12 protein-coding genes are annotated in these 15,066 nt (G+C 72.7%); 4 read left to right on the top strand and 8 right to left on the bottom strand.

Translation table 11 applies throughout. The annotated features are described in order from the left end of the window. Positions 1–83: 83 nt before the first annotated feature. A complete protein-coding gene (locus ABT095_RS13345) occupies positions 84–695 on the top strand; it encodes a TetR/AcrR family transcriptional regulator (protein WP_350529486.1) in 612 nt (203 codons plus the stop codon). A 54-nt stretch (positions 696–749) separates the two neighbouring features. Here the strand turns inward: ABT095_RS13345 and ABT095_RS13340 are convergent, their stop codons facing one another. Next, on the bottom strand, positions 750–2,744 hold the full coding sequence (locus ABT095_RS13340) for a ricin-type beta-trefoil lectin domain protein (protein WP_350529485.1): 1,995 nt from the start codon (positions 2,742–2,744) through the stop codon (positions 750–752). A 294-nt stretch (positions 2,745–3,038) separates the two neighbouring features. Between ABT095_RS13340 and ABT095_RS13335 the strand changes: the two genes are divergently transcribed. The 3 genes from ABT095_RS13335 (at position 3,039) to ABT095_RS13325 (ending at position 6,162) form a co-directional block, all read left to right on the top strand. Next, positions 3,039–4,295 (top strand): extracellular solute-binding protein, encoded by a 1,257-nt coding sequence (locus ABT095_RS13335; RefSeq protein ID WP_350529484.1) that lies wholly within the window; start codon positions 3,039–3,041, stop codon positions 4,293–4,295. 89 nt (positions 4,296–4,384) lie between these two features. Next, complete coding sequence (locus tag ABT095_RS13330; RefSeq protein WP_502884866.1) at positions 4,385–5,338, top strand: carbohydrate ABC transporter permease; 954 nt, start codon at positions 4,385–4,387, stop codon at positions 5,336–5,338. After that, on the top strand, positions 5,338–6,162 hold the full coding sequence (locus tag ABT095_RS13325; RefSeq protein ID WP_350529483.1) for a carbohydrate ABC transporter permease: 825 nt from the start codon (positions 5,338–5,340) through the stop codon (positions 6,160–6,162). Before ABT095_RS13330 ends, ABT095_RS13325 begins: the two co-directional genes overlap by 1 nt. Before the next feature lie 33 nt (positions 6,163–6,195). On the opposite strand, the gene ABT095_RS13320 is transcribed toward ABT095_RS13325, so the two are convergent. The 7 genes from ABT095_RS13320 to ABT095_RS13290 all read right to left on the bottom strand — a co-directional run bounded on the left by ABT095_RS13320 (position 6,196) and on the right by ABT095_RS13290 (position 14,983). Next, positions 6,196–7,179, bottom strand: coding sequence for a zinc-binding dehydrogenase (locus tag ABT095_RS13320; RefSeq protein WP_350529482.1), 984 nt, complete (start codon positions 7,177–7,179; stop codon positions 6,196–6,198). 87 nt (positions 7,180–7,266) lie between these two features. After that, on the bottom strand, positions 7,267–7,851 hold the full coding sequence (locus ABT095_RS13315) for a TetR/AcrR family transcriptional regulator (protein ID WP_350529481.1): 585 nt from the start codon (positions 7,849–7,851) through the stop codon (positions 7,267–7,269). Positions 7,852–7,907: 56 nt separating this feature from the next. After that, positions 7,908–9,233 (bottom strand): serine/threonine-protein kinase, encoded by a 1,326-nt coding sequence (locus tag ABT095_RS13310; RefSeq protein WP_350529480.1) that lies wholly within the window; start codon positions 9,231–9,233, stop codon positions 7,908–7,910. Beyond that, positions 9,230–9,976, bottom strand: coding sequence for an FHA domain-containing protein (locus ABT095_RS13305; RefSeq protein ID WP_350529479.1), 747 nt, complete (start codon positions 9,974–9,976; stop codon positions 9,230–9,232). Before ABT095_RS13305 ends, ABT095_RS13310 begins: the two co-directional genes overlap by 4 nt. A 136-nt stretch (positions 9,977–10,112) precedes the next feature. Continuing rightward, entirely contained in the window at positions 10,113–12,134 is a 2,022-nt protein-coding gene (locus ABT095_RS13300) for a DUF8189 domain-containing protein (RefSeq protein WP_350529478.1), read from the bottom strand. A 15-nt stretch (positions 12,135–12,149) separates the two neighbouring features. After that, on the bottom strand, positions 12,150–13,598 hold the full coding sequence (locus tag ABT095_RS13295) for a DUF8189 domain-containing protein (protein ID WP_350529477.1): 1,449 nt from the start codon (positions 13,596–13,598) through the stop codon (positions 12,150–12,152). A gap of 11 nt (positions 13,599–13,609) precedes the next feature. After that, positions 13,610–14,983, bottom strand: a complete 1,374-nt coding sequence (locus ABT095_RS13290) for a DUF8189 domain-containing protein (protein ID WP_350529647.1) — start codon at positions 14,981–14,983, stop codon at positions 13,610–13,612. Positions 14,984–15,066: the final 83 nt, after the last annotated feature.

The raw sequence follows: 15,066 nt of genomic DNA, 5'->3' as shown, positions 1-15,066 counted from the left end.
CGCGCTCGGTCCTGCCACGGTAAATGCCAAAACCTTGAGAGGCAAGGTTTTGATGGAAGGGCCGGGCGGGCTAGATTGCTCCGGTGACTACTCGTGGCCCTCGGGGCCCCTACGCGAAGAGCGCGGCCAAGCGGCAGCTGATCCTCGAGGCCGCGCTGGCGGCGTACGCGGAGGCGGGCAGCCGGGGGGTGTCGGTGCGGGACATCGCCGAGCGGGTCGGCCTGACCGACGCGGGCGTGCTGCACCACTTCGGCGGCCGGGAGGCGCTGCTGACCGCCGTCCTGGAGGCCCGGGACACGGCCGCTGCCGAGAAGTACGGCGAGGGAGAGGCGCTCTGGCGCCCCGACATGCTCGCCGAGAACGCCCGGACGCCGGGGCTGGTCAAGCTCTTCGTGGACCTGGCGGCGGCCGCCGCCGAGCCCGGGCACCCCGGACACGCGTACTTCACCGAGCGCTACGACGTCCTGCGGCGGCGTTGGGCCGAGCAGTTCGCCGCCGGCCGTCCGGCGGACCAGCCCGAGACCACGATCGGTGCGGATCCCGAGTGGGCCGCCCGGATCCTGATCGCCGCCACCGACGGGCTCCAGCAGCAGTGGCTGCTCGACCCCTCGGTGGACATGGCCGGAGACATCGCCCGGCTCCGGGATGTCCTGCTCGTGGCGCTGGAGCATGCCGCCGACCGGCCGAGGCCGTGACGTACGGAAGCGGGGGTGCGGGCCCGGCGGCCCGCACCCCCGCAGCGGTAGGGGTCAGGCGCCGGGCGGGGCGTTGAAGGGGGCGGCCCAGGTCTGGTTGGTCTGGATCGCGTCGGGTGCCGCGCCGCAGCTGTACAGGTCGACCGGGGTGCCGGGCGTGGTGGTGGTACCGCTGTAGACGTCCAGGCAGAGGCCGGTGCCGGCGAGCTTCAGGTTGCCGTCCCGGTTGTAGGTCCAGCTCTGCAGGCCGGGGGCGGAGCCGCAGGCGGCGACGCCCACCCAGCGGCCCTGCTGGCCGTTGATCACGCCGGCGCCGGTGCCGCTCTGCGCGGTCAGGCAGAGGCCGGAGGTGCCGGTCTGCAGCAGCTGGACCGAGCCGTCGGCGTTCAGCTGCCACTGCTGGTTGGAGCCGCCGGTGCAGTTGTACACGTCGACGGCGGTGCTGCTGGTGCGCGACTGGTAGTTGTCCAGGCAGAGCGAGGCCTTGGACCAGGTGTTGCGGGAGACGGTGAGCTGGCCGCGCGGGGTGGAGGTGGCGCCGCTCGGCGGGGTGATCCGCAGCATCGCGCTGTCGTGCGAGCCGATGGTGAGCGCCACCGTGCCGGTCGAGGCGGACGTGGCGTGCGCCCACAGGTCGCGGACGGTGTAGGAGCCCGAGCCGTTGAAGCCGAGGGCGCTCAGGCTGAGGTTGTAACTCGCGGTCGAGGCACCCTTGTTGGTCACCACGACGGCCTTCCCGCCGTCGGCGAGCGGCTTGACCACGACGTCGATGCCGCTGCTCGCCGCCGGGGTGCCGTCGGCGTTGGCGCCGCCGCCCGAGACCCGGTAGCCGCCGGCGCCCAGCGAGTCCTGGTCGACCGCGATGACCTCGGAATTGCCCAGGATGGCAATGGAGTTCTGCAGGTGCGCCGCCTCGGACGGGTGGGCGGCGAGGTAGGCGGGCTCGAACTTGCGGGCGTCGGTGGAGATGACCAGCGGGGCGGCCATCGCGGAGAACAGCGACATCTGGCTGCGCTCCTCGGCGGTGGTCATGCCGTTGTCGCCGATGAGCAGCATGTCGGCGTCGTTCCAGGTGCCGGGGCCCTGGTAGCGGCTGAGCTCCAGCGTGTTGTCGACGCTCTGGTAGGCGCCGAAGTTGTAGCCCGACTGGACGCCCAGCGGCTGGTTCCACGGGTCGGTGGCGCCGTTGTCGTAGTCGTTGAAGATGTCCGGGCCGACCCGCCAGAGCTGGCCGAGCGGGCGGACCCACTCCATCGCGGAGAACTTGGTGGCGCCGTTGCCGTAGCCGGCCGGTGCGGAGATGTTGAACATGACGTTCGGCGTGGGCGTTCCGCCGTTGTTCGCGTTGGTGACGGCGGTGGCGAGGTCGCCCGCCATCCGGCTCTCGAGGGTCTGGGCCGGCTCCTGCTGGCCGCAGTTGTCGTACTTGAGCTCGTCGACTCCCCAGGAGACGAAGGAGTTGGCGTCCGCCTGCTCGTGGTACTCGCTGCCGTTGGCCTGGTTGGGCGAGGTCGGTGTGGTGGTGGAGCAGGTGTGGGTGCCGGAGGTCTCGTAGATGCCGAAGTTCGCGCCGAGGCTGTGCAGGTAGGCGCCGTAGCCGGAGAGCTCGTAGTCGAAGCCGGGCTGCTTGGTGGTGTCGCGCACGTCGGTCAGGCCGCCCCAGTTGAGCGCGCCGTGCAGATAGCCCGAGCTGTTGCGGTACATCCAGCAGTCGTCGACCGTCACGGTCTTGTACCCCGCGGCGATCAGGCCGGTGTCGGCCAGCGCCTTGGCGTTGTCCTCCATGTACTGCTGGAACGAGTAGTTGATCCGCGGCGAGCCGTCGAGCGGGGCCTGCGGGGTGCACTGGGCCCGGCTCCAGTTGTTGAAGCCCATGGGGGGAGCCGCGGCGATCGGCCCCTGCGGGGTGGCAGCCGTGGAGTAGTTGGCGGCCGGGCGGCTCACGCCGTCGTTCGCGCCGGCCGGGGCGGCCACGAGGGCGGAGCCGGTGGTGAGCAGCGCCGTACACAGCAGCGCGGGTACGGCCCGGGGGAGGGTGCGCTTGGTCACGGTGGGGGATCCTCTCGGTACTGAGTGAAGCTGCACTAATCTGGGGTTGATCGTGCAATTTCACTCATGCATGGCGCACAGCTTCCGGGCTCCGGTCCCCCGCGTCAAGGCGTCGGGCTCAATCGGCTGATCAGGGCAACACTTTGGTAACGCCTACTGGCTAGTGGCGCGAAGGCGCGGCAGACTCTCGGCATCGACGCTCATAGCTGATCGAAACTGCGTCGCTTCGCTCAACTTCACGCATTCCGGTGCGTACACCTCCCCTCGCTGCTTCGTGCAAAGGCGGTACCCGCGATGAATCGTCGCTCCCTCGTCCTCCCGGCCGCCGGTCTGACCGCCGCGCTCGCGCTCTCGGCCTGCAGCTCCGGCGGCGGCTCCGGCTCCTCGGCCGACGGCACCACGACGATCCGGTTCGTCGCGGCGGACTACGGATCCAACGGCCAGAACCCGACCCAGGCGTACTGGCAGGGTGTGATCTCGGCGTTCGAGCAGCAACACCCGAAGATCAAGGTCGACCTCCAGGTCATCAACTGGAACGACCTGGACACCCAGGTCAAGACCATGGTGCAGAACGGCAACCAGCCGGACATCCTGCAGACCGGCGGCTACGCCGACTTCGCCAAGAACGGCCTGCTCTACCCCGCCACCGACGTGCTCTCCGGCGCCACCCAGCAGGACTTCATCCCCGCGATGTCCCGGGCGGGCGAGCAGGAGGGCACCCAGTACGGCATCCCGTTCGTCTCCAGCGCCCGGATGTTCCTGGTCAACAACGCCCTCTTCCGCAAGGCCGGGCTGGACCCCGCCAAGCCGCTCAAGACCTGGGACGACATCACCGCCGCCGCGACCGCGCTGAAGAAGGCCGGGGTCGAGGTGCCGCTCGGGGTGCCGCTCGGCAAGGAGGAGGCGCAGGGCGAGTCGTTCATCTGGATGCTGGAGAACCACGGCGGGTACCAGGACGCCTCGGGCCACTACACCGTCAACTCGCAGGCCAACATCGACACCTTCACCCAGCTCAAGACCTGGGTCGACGCCGGGCTGACCGAGCAGAGCCCGGCCGCCGTCAACCGCACCGACCTGCAGAAGGACTTCGCCTCCGGCAAGGTCGGCATGGAGAACGGCTTCCCGGGCCAGCTCGCCGACCTGAAGGGCATGGACGTCACCTGGGCCGCGATGCCGAGCAAGGACGGTGCCACCAACGCCACCCTCGGGGTCGGCGACTGGGTGATGGCCTTCAAGAAGGGCGGCCACAAGGACCAGATCAAGGCCTTCCTCGACTTCGCCTACGGCAAGGACAACACGGTGAAGTTCGAGAAGGAGTACAACCTCCTCCCGGTCACCCAGTCCGCCGCCGCCGCCCTCCAGGCCGACCCGGAGGAGAAGGCACTGGTGCCGTTCCTGAAGATCCTGCCCACCGCGAGCTTCTACCCGCTCAGCGACCCGACCTGGCCGGGCGTCTCCGCCCAGATCAAGACCCAGATCGGCAGCGCCGTCAGCGACCCGAAGAAGGCCCTGGACGCCCTCCAGCAGGCCGCCCAGCAGGCCGGGCAGTAAGCCGGACCCCCAGCTGGAGGCCGGCCGGCGCCCCGACCCCTGCCGTCGGCCGGCCTCCGTACCACCGCACTACGTCGGAAGCAGATCCCGTGTCCCACAGCACCACGACCGCCGTACCGCCGGGCCGCGCCGCCCGGCGGACGGCCGCCCCCGAACCACCCGTCCGCCGCCGTTCGCTGTTCCAGCGGCTCGGGCCGTTGCCCTGGCTGGCTCCGGCCGTCCTGCTGATCCTGGGAGTGGTCGTGTGGCCGGTGGTCGAGATGGTCAGCACCTCGCTGCGCCGGATCGACACCACCGGCACCGACCACGGCCCGGCCGGCCTGCTGAAGTACCACAAGCTGTTCGGTGACCCCAGGCTGCCGGCCGTGCTCGGCTGGACGGCGGTGTGGACGGTTGCCGTGGTCGGCCTGACCATGCTGATCTCGCTCGCGCTGGCCCAACTGTTCAACCAGCAGTTCCCCGGCCGCCGGATCACCCGCTGGGCGCTGATCGCCCCCTGGGCGGCCAGCGTGCTGATGACGGCGATCGGCTTCCGCTGGATGCTCGACCAGGTCGCCGGTGTGCTCAACCGGCTGCTGCTCGACCTCGGCCTGATCGACCACTCCAGGGCCTGGCTCGGCGACGCCGCCCACGCCAGGCCCTGGCTGGTCGCGGTCGCCGTCTTCGTCTCCCTGCCCTTCACCACCTACACCCTGCTGGCCGGCCTGCAGACCGTCCCCGCCGAGGTGTACGAGGCGGCCAGGGTCGACGGCGCCACGCCCTGGCAGACCTACCGCAAGGTCACCCTGCCGCTGCTGCGCCCGGCCTTCCTGGTCGGGCTGGTGATCAACCTGATCAACGTCTTCAACTCCTTCCCGGTGATCTGGGGCATGACCCAGGGCGGGCCGAACGCGGACACCGCCACCACCACCGTGTTCATGTACATGCTGCGCGGCTACGACGTCGCCGAGTCCGCCGCGATGTCGGTGGTCAACTTCGGCGTGGTGATCCTGATGGTGATCGTCTTCCTCAAGGTCAGCCGCTGGAACGGGGAGGAGAACTGATGAGTGCTCGACGAACCGGCCGGACGGCCGTGCTGGCGGTCACCGCCTGGGCGCTGGCCGCGCTCTTCCTCCTTCCGTACCTGGAGATGCTGGTCACCGGCGGCCGCCCGGCCGACCAGCTGCGCGACAACTCCTACCTGCCGACGCACTTCGACTGGTCCGCCTTCACCAAGGTGTGGACCGACACCACCCTCGGGCAGAACCTCCAGGTCACGCTGCTGGTGGCCGGCGGGTCGACGCTGCTGGTGCTGTTGGTGGCGCTGCCCGCCGCGTACTACACCGCTCGGGTCAGGTTCCGCGGGCGCAAGGCGTTCCTGCTGCTGGTGCTGATCACCCAGATGTTCCAGCCCACCGCACTGCAGGTCGGTCTCTACCGCGAGTTCTACGCGCTCGACCTGCTGGACACCCAGCTGGTGCTGGTCCTCGCGAACGCGGCCTTCAACCTGGCCTTCGCGATCTGGATCCTCAGCGCCTACATCGGCTCGATCCCGGTGGAGCTGGAGGAGGCCGCGATGATCGACGGCAACAGCCGGATCGGCGCGCTGTTCCGGGTCACCCTGCCGCTCGCGCTGCCCGGTGTGGTCACCGCGGTGATCTTCACCTTCATCTCGGCCTGGAACGAGTTCATCATGGGCCTGACCCTGACCAACTCGCCCGACCGGCAGCCGTTGACGGTGGGCATCAACAACATGATCGGCGCCTACAGCGTCCAGTGGAACTACGTCTTCGCCGCCTCGATCGTCGCCATCATCCCCGTCGTGATCCTCTTCGCCCTGATCGAACGCCACGTGGTGTCGGGGCTGACGGCGGGATCGGTGAAGTGAGGCGCGCGAAGGCCCGGCGGCGCCCCCCGCCGGCTACCGGTCGAGGGTGACGACCAGCTTGCCCAGGGCGGTGCCGGACTCCATCAGCCGGTGTGCCTCGACGATCTCCTCGAAGCCGAACACCCGGACAGGCCGGGCCCGGAGGGTGCCGTCCGCGACCTTGGCCAGGATGGTGTCGAACGGGACGTCGGAGAGCGGGAATTCGGGCGTGCCGAGGACGAACGCGCTGCCGAAGAAGCTCAGTTGGACACCTGTCGGCAGATCGGTGAGCGGCGCGAAGTCCGGGACGGGGGCGAGGCCGCCGAGGAAGCCGAGCTGGCAGACCCGGCCGCGCGGGCGGACGGTGGCCAGTGAGTCGCGCAGCGCGCTGTTGCCCACGATGTCGAGGAGGGCATCCACCGCGATCCCCTCGTGCCGGACCTGGGCGGCCAACTGCCCGTCGTCGACCAGGACATGGGAGGCGCCGAGCGAGTGGAGCAGCTCGGCGTTCCGGGCGTCGCGGGTGGTGGCGACCACGCTCGCACCGTGGTCGTGTGCGAGGTCGACGGCGGCCTGGCCGAGCGAGGAGGTGGCGCCGCGGACCAGTACGGTCTCGCCCGGCCGCAGGGCGAGGTTGCCGTGCAGGGCGCTCCAGGCGGTGGCGTACACCTCGGGGACGGCGGCCAGCTCCGCCCAGTCGAGCGAGGTGCTCACCGGCACCACGTTGCTCGCCGGGACGGTGACCAGCTCGGCGTAACTGCCGTTGCGGGTACGGCCCATGCCGCCGAGCAGGGCGAGCACGGGGGTGCCCGCCGCGAGCCGCCCGCTGGGGTCGTGCTCGACCGTGCCGGCGCACTCGATGCCGGTGACCGGGGCAACCTCGCCCCAGGCGCCGCCGCGCATGTACGTCTCGGCGTGGTTGAGGCCGAACGCGCGGACCCGGACCAGTACTTCGCCCTCGCCCGGGCGCGGGTCGGGCAGTTCGGTGTGGGTGAGGACCTCGGGGCCGCCGTAGGAGGAGATGACGATGGCGCGCATGGGGCTGTCTCCATTCTTGAGCGTTCATTCAACTATGAGGCCGAAAAAACGGCCGCCGCGTGGTGCGACGGCCCTTCGACGGGGTGTTCAGGCCAGGCCGGCAAAGGCGTTGTCCACGATCGCCCGCAGCACGGTGCCGTCCGGGTTGGCCTTGCCCACGACCATCAGGCCCTGGCAGGTGGCGACCAGCAGTCGCGCGGTACCGGCCGGATCGAGTCCGGCCCGCACCTCGCCGCGCCGTTCGGCGGTGGTCAGGGCGCGGGTCATGCAGTGCTCGAGCCGGGCCAGGTGGCCGCGCACCACGGCGGCGGCCTCGTCGTCCTCGGCGGCGTTCTCGATCGCGGTGTTGACCAGCAGGCAGCCCTGCCGCCCCTCCGGGCTCAGCAGGTCACGGACCAGCCCGTCGAAGTAGCCGCGGACCTGCGCCACCGAGGCGCCGGGGGTGTCCAGCTCGCCGAGCTTCTGCGGCACGACGAGCTTGGCGTAGCGCTCCAGCGACTTGAGGAACAGGGCGCGCTTCCCACCGGGGAAGGCGCTGTAGATGCTCCCCGGCTTGACGCCGGTGGCCTTGACCAAGTCCTCGATGGACGTGGCCCGGTAGCCGCGCTCCCAGAAGCGCCGCATGGCAGCGTCCAGGACCTGCTCCGGCTCGAACTCCCGTGGTCGTGGCATGGGAGGAGCATAACTGAGTGTTCATTCAAGAACCAGCCCCTGGTCGGACCCGGCGGTCACGGACAGCGGCGGAGGGCCGGGCGGTCCTTGGTGCGGACGGCGGGGAGCCAGGCGGTGGTGGGGCCGGGGAGGCGGACGCGGTACCAGAGGGTGGAGGTGAGGTCCTCCTCGTCGATGACCGGCAGGCCGGCGGGGAGCTCGCAGTCGGCGTCGAGGGCGTCGCCGTTCCACACCCGGGTGGGGACGACGTTGTCGGCCGTGTACGGGCGCAGCGGGTCGACCGCGAGGCCGAGGCTGCACTGCGGGTCGCGGTCGGTGCGGTCCTGGCAGCCGCGTTCGGCGTTGAAGACCCGGATCGTGGCCGGGTGTTCGGCCGGTTCGTGGTCGAGCCAGAGGGCCGCGGTGCCGACGACGGCGGCGCAGGCGGCCAGGGCGAGCAGCGCGGTCCGCGGGCGGGGGCGGCGAAGGCGCCGGCCGGCCCGGTGGGCGCGGATCCGGGCGAGCAGGCGCTCGGCGGTGTGCGGGGCGCGGTCGGCGTGGGCGGGGGCGAGGCAGTCGGTGACCAGGGCGCGCCAGAACGGCGGTACGGCCGGGTCGAGCCGCAGCTCGGCCCGGCCCTCGGCGTACTGCTGGGCGGCGGCGCTGCGGGCCGCGGGCGTCGCGCCGGGGAAGGGCGGCACTCCGGCGGCGAAGATCTCGTGGATCACGATGCCGAGTGCCCAGATGTCGGCCGTGGTGCGGACCTTGACGCCCTGCAGGCCGATCGGCTCCCGCCGGCGCTCGGGCGGGAGGTAGTCGGGGGTGCCCATCGGGGCGCAGAGGCCGTGGGTGCCGCTGAGCTCGATGGCGAGGCCGAAGTCGGCGAGGCGGACTTCGCCGTCCTGGCCGATCAGCACGTTCTCGGGCTTGAGGTCGGTGTGCACCCAGCCGGAGCCGTGCAGGTGGGCCAGGCCCTCGCAGATCCCGGCGACGATCCCGGCCGCCTCGGCGGGGCCGAGGGGGCCGGCCGCGAGCAAGTCCCGCAGGGTGCACCGGGCGCGTTCCATCACCAGGACGATCGCGCCGTCCAGCGCGGGGTGCTCCGGTGCGGCCAGGGTGAAGGTGTCGAGCAGCCGGACCAGCCGGGGGTGCGGGGCGGTGCGCCCCAACTCGGCCTCGCGGCGGGCAGCTTCGGCGACCTGGCGGGCCTGGCGGGGGGCGAGCCCGGCGGTCGGCAGCACCTTGAGGGCGACCGCCTCGCCCGGGCCGTCCGAGGGGCGGGCCGCGTAGACGGTGGCCCAACCGCCTTCGCCGATCAGCTCGGTGACGGTCCAGGCACCGGCCCGGTGGCCGGGCGGCAGCAGCACCTCCCCGTCCTCCCGGAAGGCCACTCTGGCCTTCACCGGAGGTCCGGGCCCGGGAGCAGCGCGAGGTGCTCCTCCCGGACGATGCCGAACTTCAGGGCCACCCCCACCACGGCCTCGCGCTTGCCGCCGCGTCGCTCCGGGCCCTCGGGCAGGTCGATCCGGAGCTTCTCGTCGGCGAGGTAGTCGAGGTGCGAGCTGACGGCGCGGGCGGTGAGCCGGGCGCAGCCGGGGTGGTGGCGCAGCCGGGCGACCACCTGCGGTGTGGTGGGCACGGCGGCGGGGGAGTGGTCGCGCAGCCAGGGCTCGCAGAGCGCGACCAGGACCAGGAAGTAGGTGGCGGTCTCGTCCAGCGAGTACGCCGTCATGGTACGGCTCTCCCAGGAGCCGGCGCCACGGGCGTGCGCGTCGAGGTAGACGTGGTCGGGGGCGAAGACCTGGAAGGAGAGCGGCGTCTGGCGCCGGGAGGGCAGCACCACCCGGGAGAACTCGAACGGGATCGGCGCGCCGATCCGGCGCGGCGGCACCCGCAGGTACTCACCGGCCCCCTCCGGGTTCTCCACCAGGTAGGCGTGGGTGCTGCTGAGGTTGCTCAACTGCCAGTGGTCGTCGGTGGCGTGGATCTCCCCGGCCAGCCGGGAGACGGCCTCGTCGCCGAGCCGCAGCTCCACGGGCGCGTCGGCCGAGCCACGGCCGAACCGGGCCCGCTCGCCCGGCCCCAGCCGCAGGCTCACCGCCTCCTCGCCGGCCCCCTCGGGCAGGTGGACGAGAATGCCGCTCACCGTTCCTCCGCCTCGCGCACCGTTCCCCCGTTCCGTGTGCCGACCGTCACGGCACGGAGCAACGGTACCTCTCTGTGCATGACAGTAAACCGGAGAGTGGCGCAGACCACGTGACAGTGCGCCGGCCGGGCGGCCGTCAGACCAGCGGCGCCACCGCGTGGTCGCCGAAGGCGGCCCACGGCCGCCAGCCGCCGCCGGGCCGGTCCTGGACCCGGGTGCGCAGCCGCCCGTCCGCGGCGACCGCGAAGACGTGCAGCCGCCCGGTGGGGTCGAGCGCGGCGGAGGGCGGTCCGGCGAGTGCCAGGCCCGGCTCGCCGAAGTCCTCGCCGGACACCCCGGCCGGCGCCCAGGCCCCGGCGGGTGCCAGCTGCCAGCGGTGGGCGAGCCGTTCGCCGCCGGGGGCCAGGCTCAGCGCCTCCAGCCGTCCGTCGGCACCGGCGACGGTCAGCGGCGCGGCGGCGGACCAGCCGAGGAGCGGCTGCCAGGCGTCCCAGCCCCCGCTGGGGACGGACTGGCGGCGCTGGAAGGCCGCCGTCCCGGACGGGGCGGTCGCGGTGACGTTCAGCCGCCCGGTGCCGTCCCGCGCGACCCGGGGCGCGCCGCCGGCCGGGGTGCCGAACTGCTCCCAGCCGGACCAGGCGCCGCCGGGCGAGGTCTGCCACCGGTGCGTCAGCCCCGCGCCGCCGGGGGTGAGTACGAACACCTCGAGGCGCCCGTCGGCGTTGGCCGCCACGGCCGGTGGTGCGCCCACCGGGCCGCCGAAGCCCGCGTCCCAGTCGTCCCAGCCGGCCGAGCCGGGGGAGGTCTGGCGCCGGTGGGCGATCAGGGCGCCGCCCGGGCCGGGCGCGAAGACCTCCAACCGGCCGTCGGCGCCCAGGGCGACGGCGGGAGAGGCCGCGGCCGGGCCGCCGAACCGATCCCAGTCTGCCCAACTGCCGTCCGCCCGTTGGATCCGGTGGTCCAGCGCGAGGCCGCCGGGCGCGAGCGAGAACACCTCCAGGCGGCCGTCCGCGTTCCGGCCCAGCGCGGGAACCGCGCCGGCCGGGCCGCCGAACACCTCCCACTCCGACCACCCGTCGCCCGCCGGATCGAGCTGCACCCGGCGCAGCATCGAGCAGTCGGCCGCGTCCAGGGCGAACAGGTTCAGCCGGCCCTGCGCGTCCAGCGCGGCGACCGGGTTGTCCGGGCTCTGCCAGGGCGGCGGGGTGGACTGCCAGGTCAGCGGGGCCAGGGAGAGACCGTGCCGGAACCAGCCGGCGGCGCTCGCCCACCACTGCTGCCCGTCGGTGACCACCTCCACGGCGTGACCGGGGAGGTGGCCGGACCAGCCGTCCAGGGTGAAGCGGAACGGGTCCGGCGAGGCGAGCACGTCGGTGCCCTCGTAGCCGCCCCGGGGCCCGAGGAAGAGGTAGTAGCAGCCGCCCTGCGCCACCACGAAGGGCGACTCGGTGACCGAGACGCCGTCCGCGGCGGTGGACGGGTCGGTGAAGGCGGTGCCGGGAGCGCTCCAGTTCAGCAGGTCGGCCGAGCGCCGGTAGCAGACCTGGTGGTGGCCGTCGGCGGCGGAGAGTTCGGTGTAGTACATGACCCACTCGGTGCCGATCCGCAGCACCATCGGATCACGGGCGGCGTTGCCCCGGAACAGCGGTCCGGACGGCAGTCTGGTCCAGTTGAACAGGTCGGTGGAGGTGGCTGCGTTGATCGCGGCGCCGCCGCGCCCGCCCGCCGCGTAGAACATCCAGTACCGCCCGTCGGCCTCGACCACGTGCGGGGCCCACAGGTGCTCCTCGCCGAAGTAGGACGGGTCGACGGTGAGCGCGTCCGGGTGGGTGGTCCACGGCCCGGTGAGGGCCGGAGCCGAGGCGTGCGCGAGGGAGACCTCGGCCGAACTGTCGGGGGCCTGCCCGGGCGGCGCGCTGTCCCCGACGATGCTGAACAGGTGCCAGCCGCCCCCGACTCGGATCAGCGAGTGGTCGTTGAGATAGCGGGGGCGGGTGGTGGAGGGGTCGTAGACCCGGGTGAACGGGCCGGTGGTGACCCACTGGTGGGCCGGGAGGGTGCCCGCGGCGGCCGGGGTGGCGGAACGGCCCGCGAGCGGGAGCACGAGGGCTCCCGCTCCGGCCGCCCGCAGCAGGCCGCGCCTGCTGACGGGGTGCATCGCTGTCGCTCCAGGTCAGTTGACGGCCGGCCCGGCGGTGGAGTTGAGCCAGGCCCAGTCCGACCAGGTCGAGAAGCCGGTCTGCCACCGGTGGTAGACCCCGGCGTTGCTGGTGCCGAAGACCTCGATCCGGCCGTCGGCGTTGGCCGCCGCCGTGATCTCCGTCCCGGCGCCGCCGAAGGTCTGCCACTGGCCGTACGGCGCGTTGACGTCGTTCTGCCAGAGGTGCTGCGCGGTGCTGCCGTTGACGGCGAACACCTCCACCCGGCCGTCCGGCGAGGGCGAGCTGGTCAGCTGGGAGTCGGCGGGGCCGCCGGTGGCCTCCCAGTCGGACCAAGTGGTCGGGTTGGTCTGGTACTTGTGGAAGACGCCGGCGGGGCCGGAGGCGAAGACCTCGAGGCGGCCGTCCTGGTTGTGGTCCACGGTGAGGTCGTGTCCGCCGCCGCCGAAGGTCTCCCAGGGTGACCAGCCGCCGTTGACGGCGGTCTGCCACTGGTGCTGGAAGGTCGAGCCGTTGAGCGCGAAGACCTCCAGGCGGCCGTCCGGCGCCTTGCCGACCTCGACCTCGCTGTTCGCCGGGCCGCCGCCCGCCGGCTCCCAGTCGGACCAGCCGCCGTTGGGTGCGGTCTGGTACCGGTGGAACAGGCCGACCGGGCCGGAGGCGAAGAGCTCGAGGCGCCCGTCCTGGTTGGCGCCCACCGCGAGGTCGTGCCCGCCGCCGCCGAAGGTCTCCCAGCCCGACCAGCCGCCGGAGGGCTGCAGCTGGTAGCGGTGCTGCAGCGTACTGCCGTTGAGAGCGAACATCTCCAGCCGGCCGTCGGCGTCCGCGCCGATCGCCAGCTCCGCGCCGCCCGGGCCGCCGAGCGACTCCCAGTCCGACCAGGCACCGTTCACCGCCGTCTGCCAGGCGTGCGAGACGCCGTTCGCCCCGGCCGCGAACACCTCCAGGCGCCCGTCCGCCGACCGGGCCGAGACCACCCGGCCGGACTGCGCCGGGTACACCACCGGCGCCGGGCCCGGGCCGGGGTGGCCCAGCCGGTCCGCGGCGGCCCGCGCCGCGTCCATCCAGCGCAGGTGCGCGCCCTCGACATAGGTCGACCAGGGGCGCCAGTTGGTGCCGCCGTTGGAGATGCGGAAGGCCGCGTCGGCGTTGCACCGCGCGTCGTAGGCGCAGGCGTCGCTGACCTCGGAGTGCCAGTAGCTGTTGATCTCCCACAGCCCGCGGTCGGTGGACGGCGGGGTGTTGTTCTGGACGTTGGAGGCCAGCGGGTTGCAGCTGGACTCCGCCATGCCGACGGCGATCGCCGTCACCAGGGCGTCACCCCGGAAGCCCGCGTCGTAGCCGACCTCGGCGCACAGGTCGATGCCGGTGGCGGCCGACACGGGAGTGGCACCGATGGCCGACCCGGCCGTCACGCCCAGCATGACGAGACCGGAGAGCAGGGTGCGGCGGATGCGTTTCATCTGTTGGCTCCTCAACTGACGGCCGGTCCGGCGGTGGTGTTGAGCCAGGCCCAGTCGGACCAGGTCTGGAAGCCGGTCTGCCACTTGTGGTAGACCCCGGCGCTGCTGGTGCCGAAGACCTCGATCCGGCCGTCGGCGTCGGCCGCCGCGACGATCTCGGTGCCGGCGCCGCCGAAGGTGTCCCAAGGGCTGTACGGGGCGTTCAGGTCGCTCTGCCAACTGTGCTGCGCGGTGCTGCCGTTGATGGCAAACACCTCGACCCGGCCGTCGGCGGTGGGCTGGCTGCTGAGCTGCGAGTCGGCCGGCCCGCCGGCGCGCTCCCAGTCGGACCAACTGGTGGGGTTGGTCTGGTACTTGTGGAAGACGCCGGCGGGGCCGGAGGCGAAGACCTCGAGGCGGCCGTCCTGGTTGTGGTCCACGGTGAGGTCGTGTCCGCCGCCGCCGAAGGTCTCCCAGGGTGACCAGCCGCCGTTGACGGCGGTCTGCCACTGGTGCTGGAAGGTCGAGCCGTTGAGCGCGAACACCTCGAGCCGCCCGTCCGGGGCCTTGCCCAGGCCGACCTCGCTGTCGGCGGGCCCGCCACCGGCCGGCTCCCAGTCGGACCAGCCGCTGTTGGGCGCGCTCTGGTAGCGGTGGAAGAGGCCGACCGGGCCGGAGGCGAAGAGCTCGAGGCGCCCGTCCTGGTTGGCGCCGACGGCCAGGCTGTGCCCGCCGCCGCCGAAGGTCTCCCAGCCCGACCAGCCGCCGGAGGGCTGCAGCTGGTAACGGTGCTGCAGGGTGCTGCCGTTGAGGGCGAACAGCTCGAGCCGGCCGTCGGCGTCCGCGCCGATCGCGAGCCGGGCGCCGCCCGGCCCGCCGAGGGTCTCCCACTCGGACCAGGCGCCGTTGGCGGCGGTCTGCCAGGCGTGCGAGACGCCGTTCGCCCCGGCCGCGAACAGCTCCAGGCGCCCGTCCGCCGACCGGGCGGACACCACCCGGCCGGGTTGCGCCGGGTACACCGGCGGTGCGGGGCGCGGGCGGGATCCCGGCGTGCAGGGCACGGTGAGGCCGCGCTCCGCGAGGTAGGGCTCCGGGTCGGTGCGGACGGTCGCGTTCGAGTCCGCCCAGACCCGCAGGTGCAGGTGCGGCCCGTCGGCCTCGCCCTCGGCGCCCACCAGCGCGATCTGCTGACCGGCCGTCACATGGTCGCCGGTGGCCACGTCCCGCTCGTACATGTGGCCGTACTCGGTGATGGTCCCGTCCGGGTGCAGGATGCGGATCCACTGGCCGTAGCCCTGCGCGGTGCCGGAGACCAGCACCTGGCCGTCACCGACCGCGTAGATGGGGCTGCCGTAGGCGGCGGCGATGTCGATGCCGTTGTGCTCCTGGGAGTAGTGCTGGGAGATGTACCCGGCGGCACAAGGCCGACCGCCGTGGCCGTTCGGCCCCGCTGAACATGGTCATCACCGAGACCGGTGCCGCCTCGGCC

Source organism: Kitasatospora sp. NPDC002227, assembly GCF_040296285.1.
Lineage (GTDB): Bacteria > Actinomycetota > Actinomycetes > Streptomycetales > Streptomycetaceae > Kitasatospora.
This window is presented reverse-complemented; position numbering and strand designations above follow the sequence as displayed.

Bases quoted from the DNA above. Each gene is read 5' to 3' on its own strand.
- ABT095_RS13315 (WP_350529481.1), bottom strand. From the start codon at position 7,851: ATGCCACGACCACGGGAGTTCGAGCCGGAGCAGGTCCTGGACGCTGCC.
- ABT095_RS13295 (WP_350529477.1), bottom strand. From the start codon at position 13,598: ATGAAACGCATCCGCCGCACCCTGCTCTCCGGTCTCGTCATGCTGGGC.
- ABT095_RS13300 (WP_350529478.1), bottom strand. From the start codon at position 12,134: ATGCACCCCGTCAGCAGGCGCGGCCTGCTGCGGGCGGCCGGAGCGGGA.
- ABT095_RS13335 (WP_350529484.1), top strand. From the start codon at position 3,039: ATGAATCGTCGCTCCCTCGTCCTCCCGGCCGCCGGTCTGACCGCCGCG.
- ABT095_RS13320 (WP_350529482.1), bottom strand. From the start codon at position 7,179: ATGCGCGCCATCGTCATCTCCTCCTACGGCGGCCCCGAGGTCCTCACC.
- ABT095_RS13325 (WP_350529483.1), top strand. From the start codon at position 5,338: ATGAGTGCTCGACGAACCGGCCGGACGGCCGTGCTGGCGGTCACCGCC.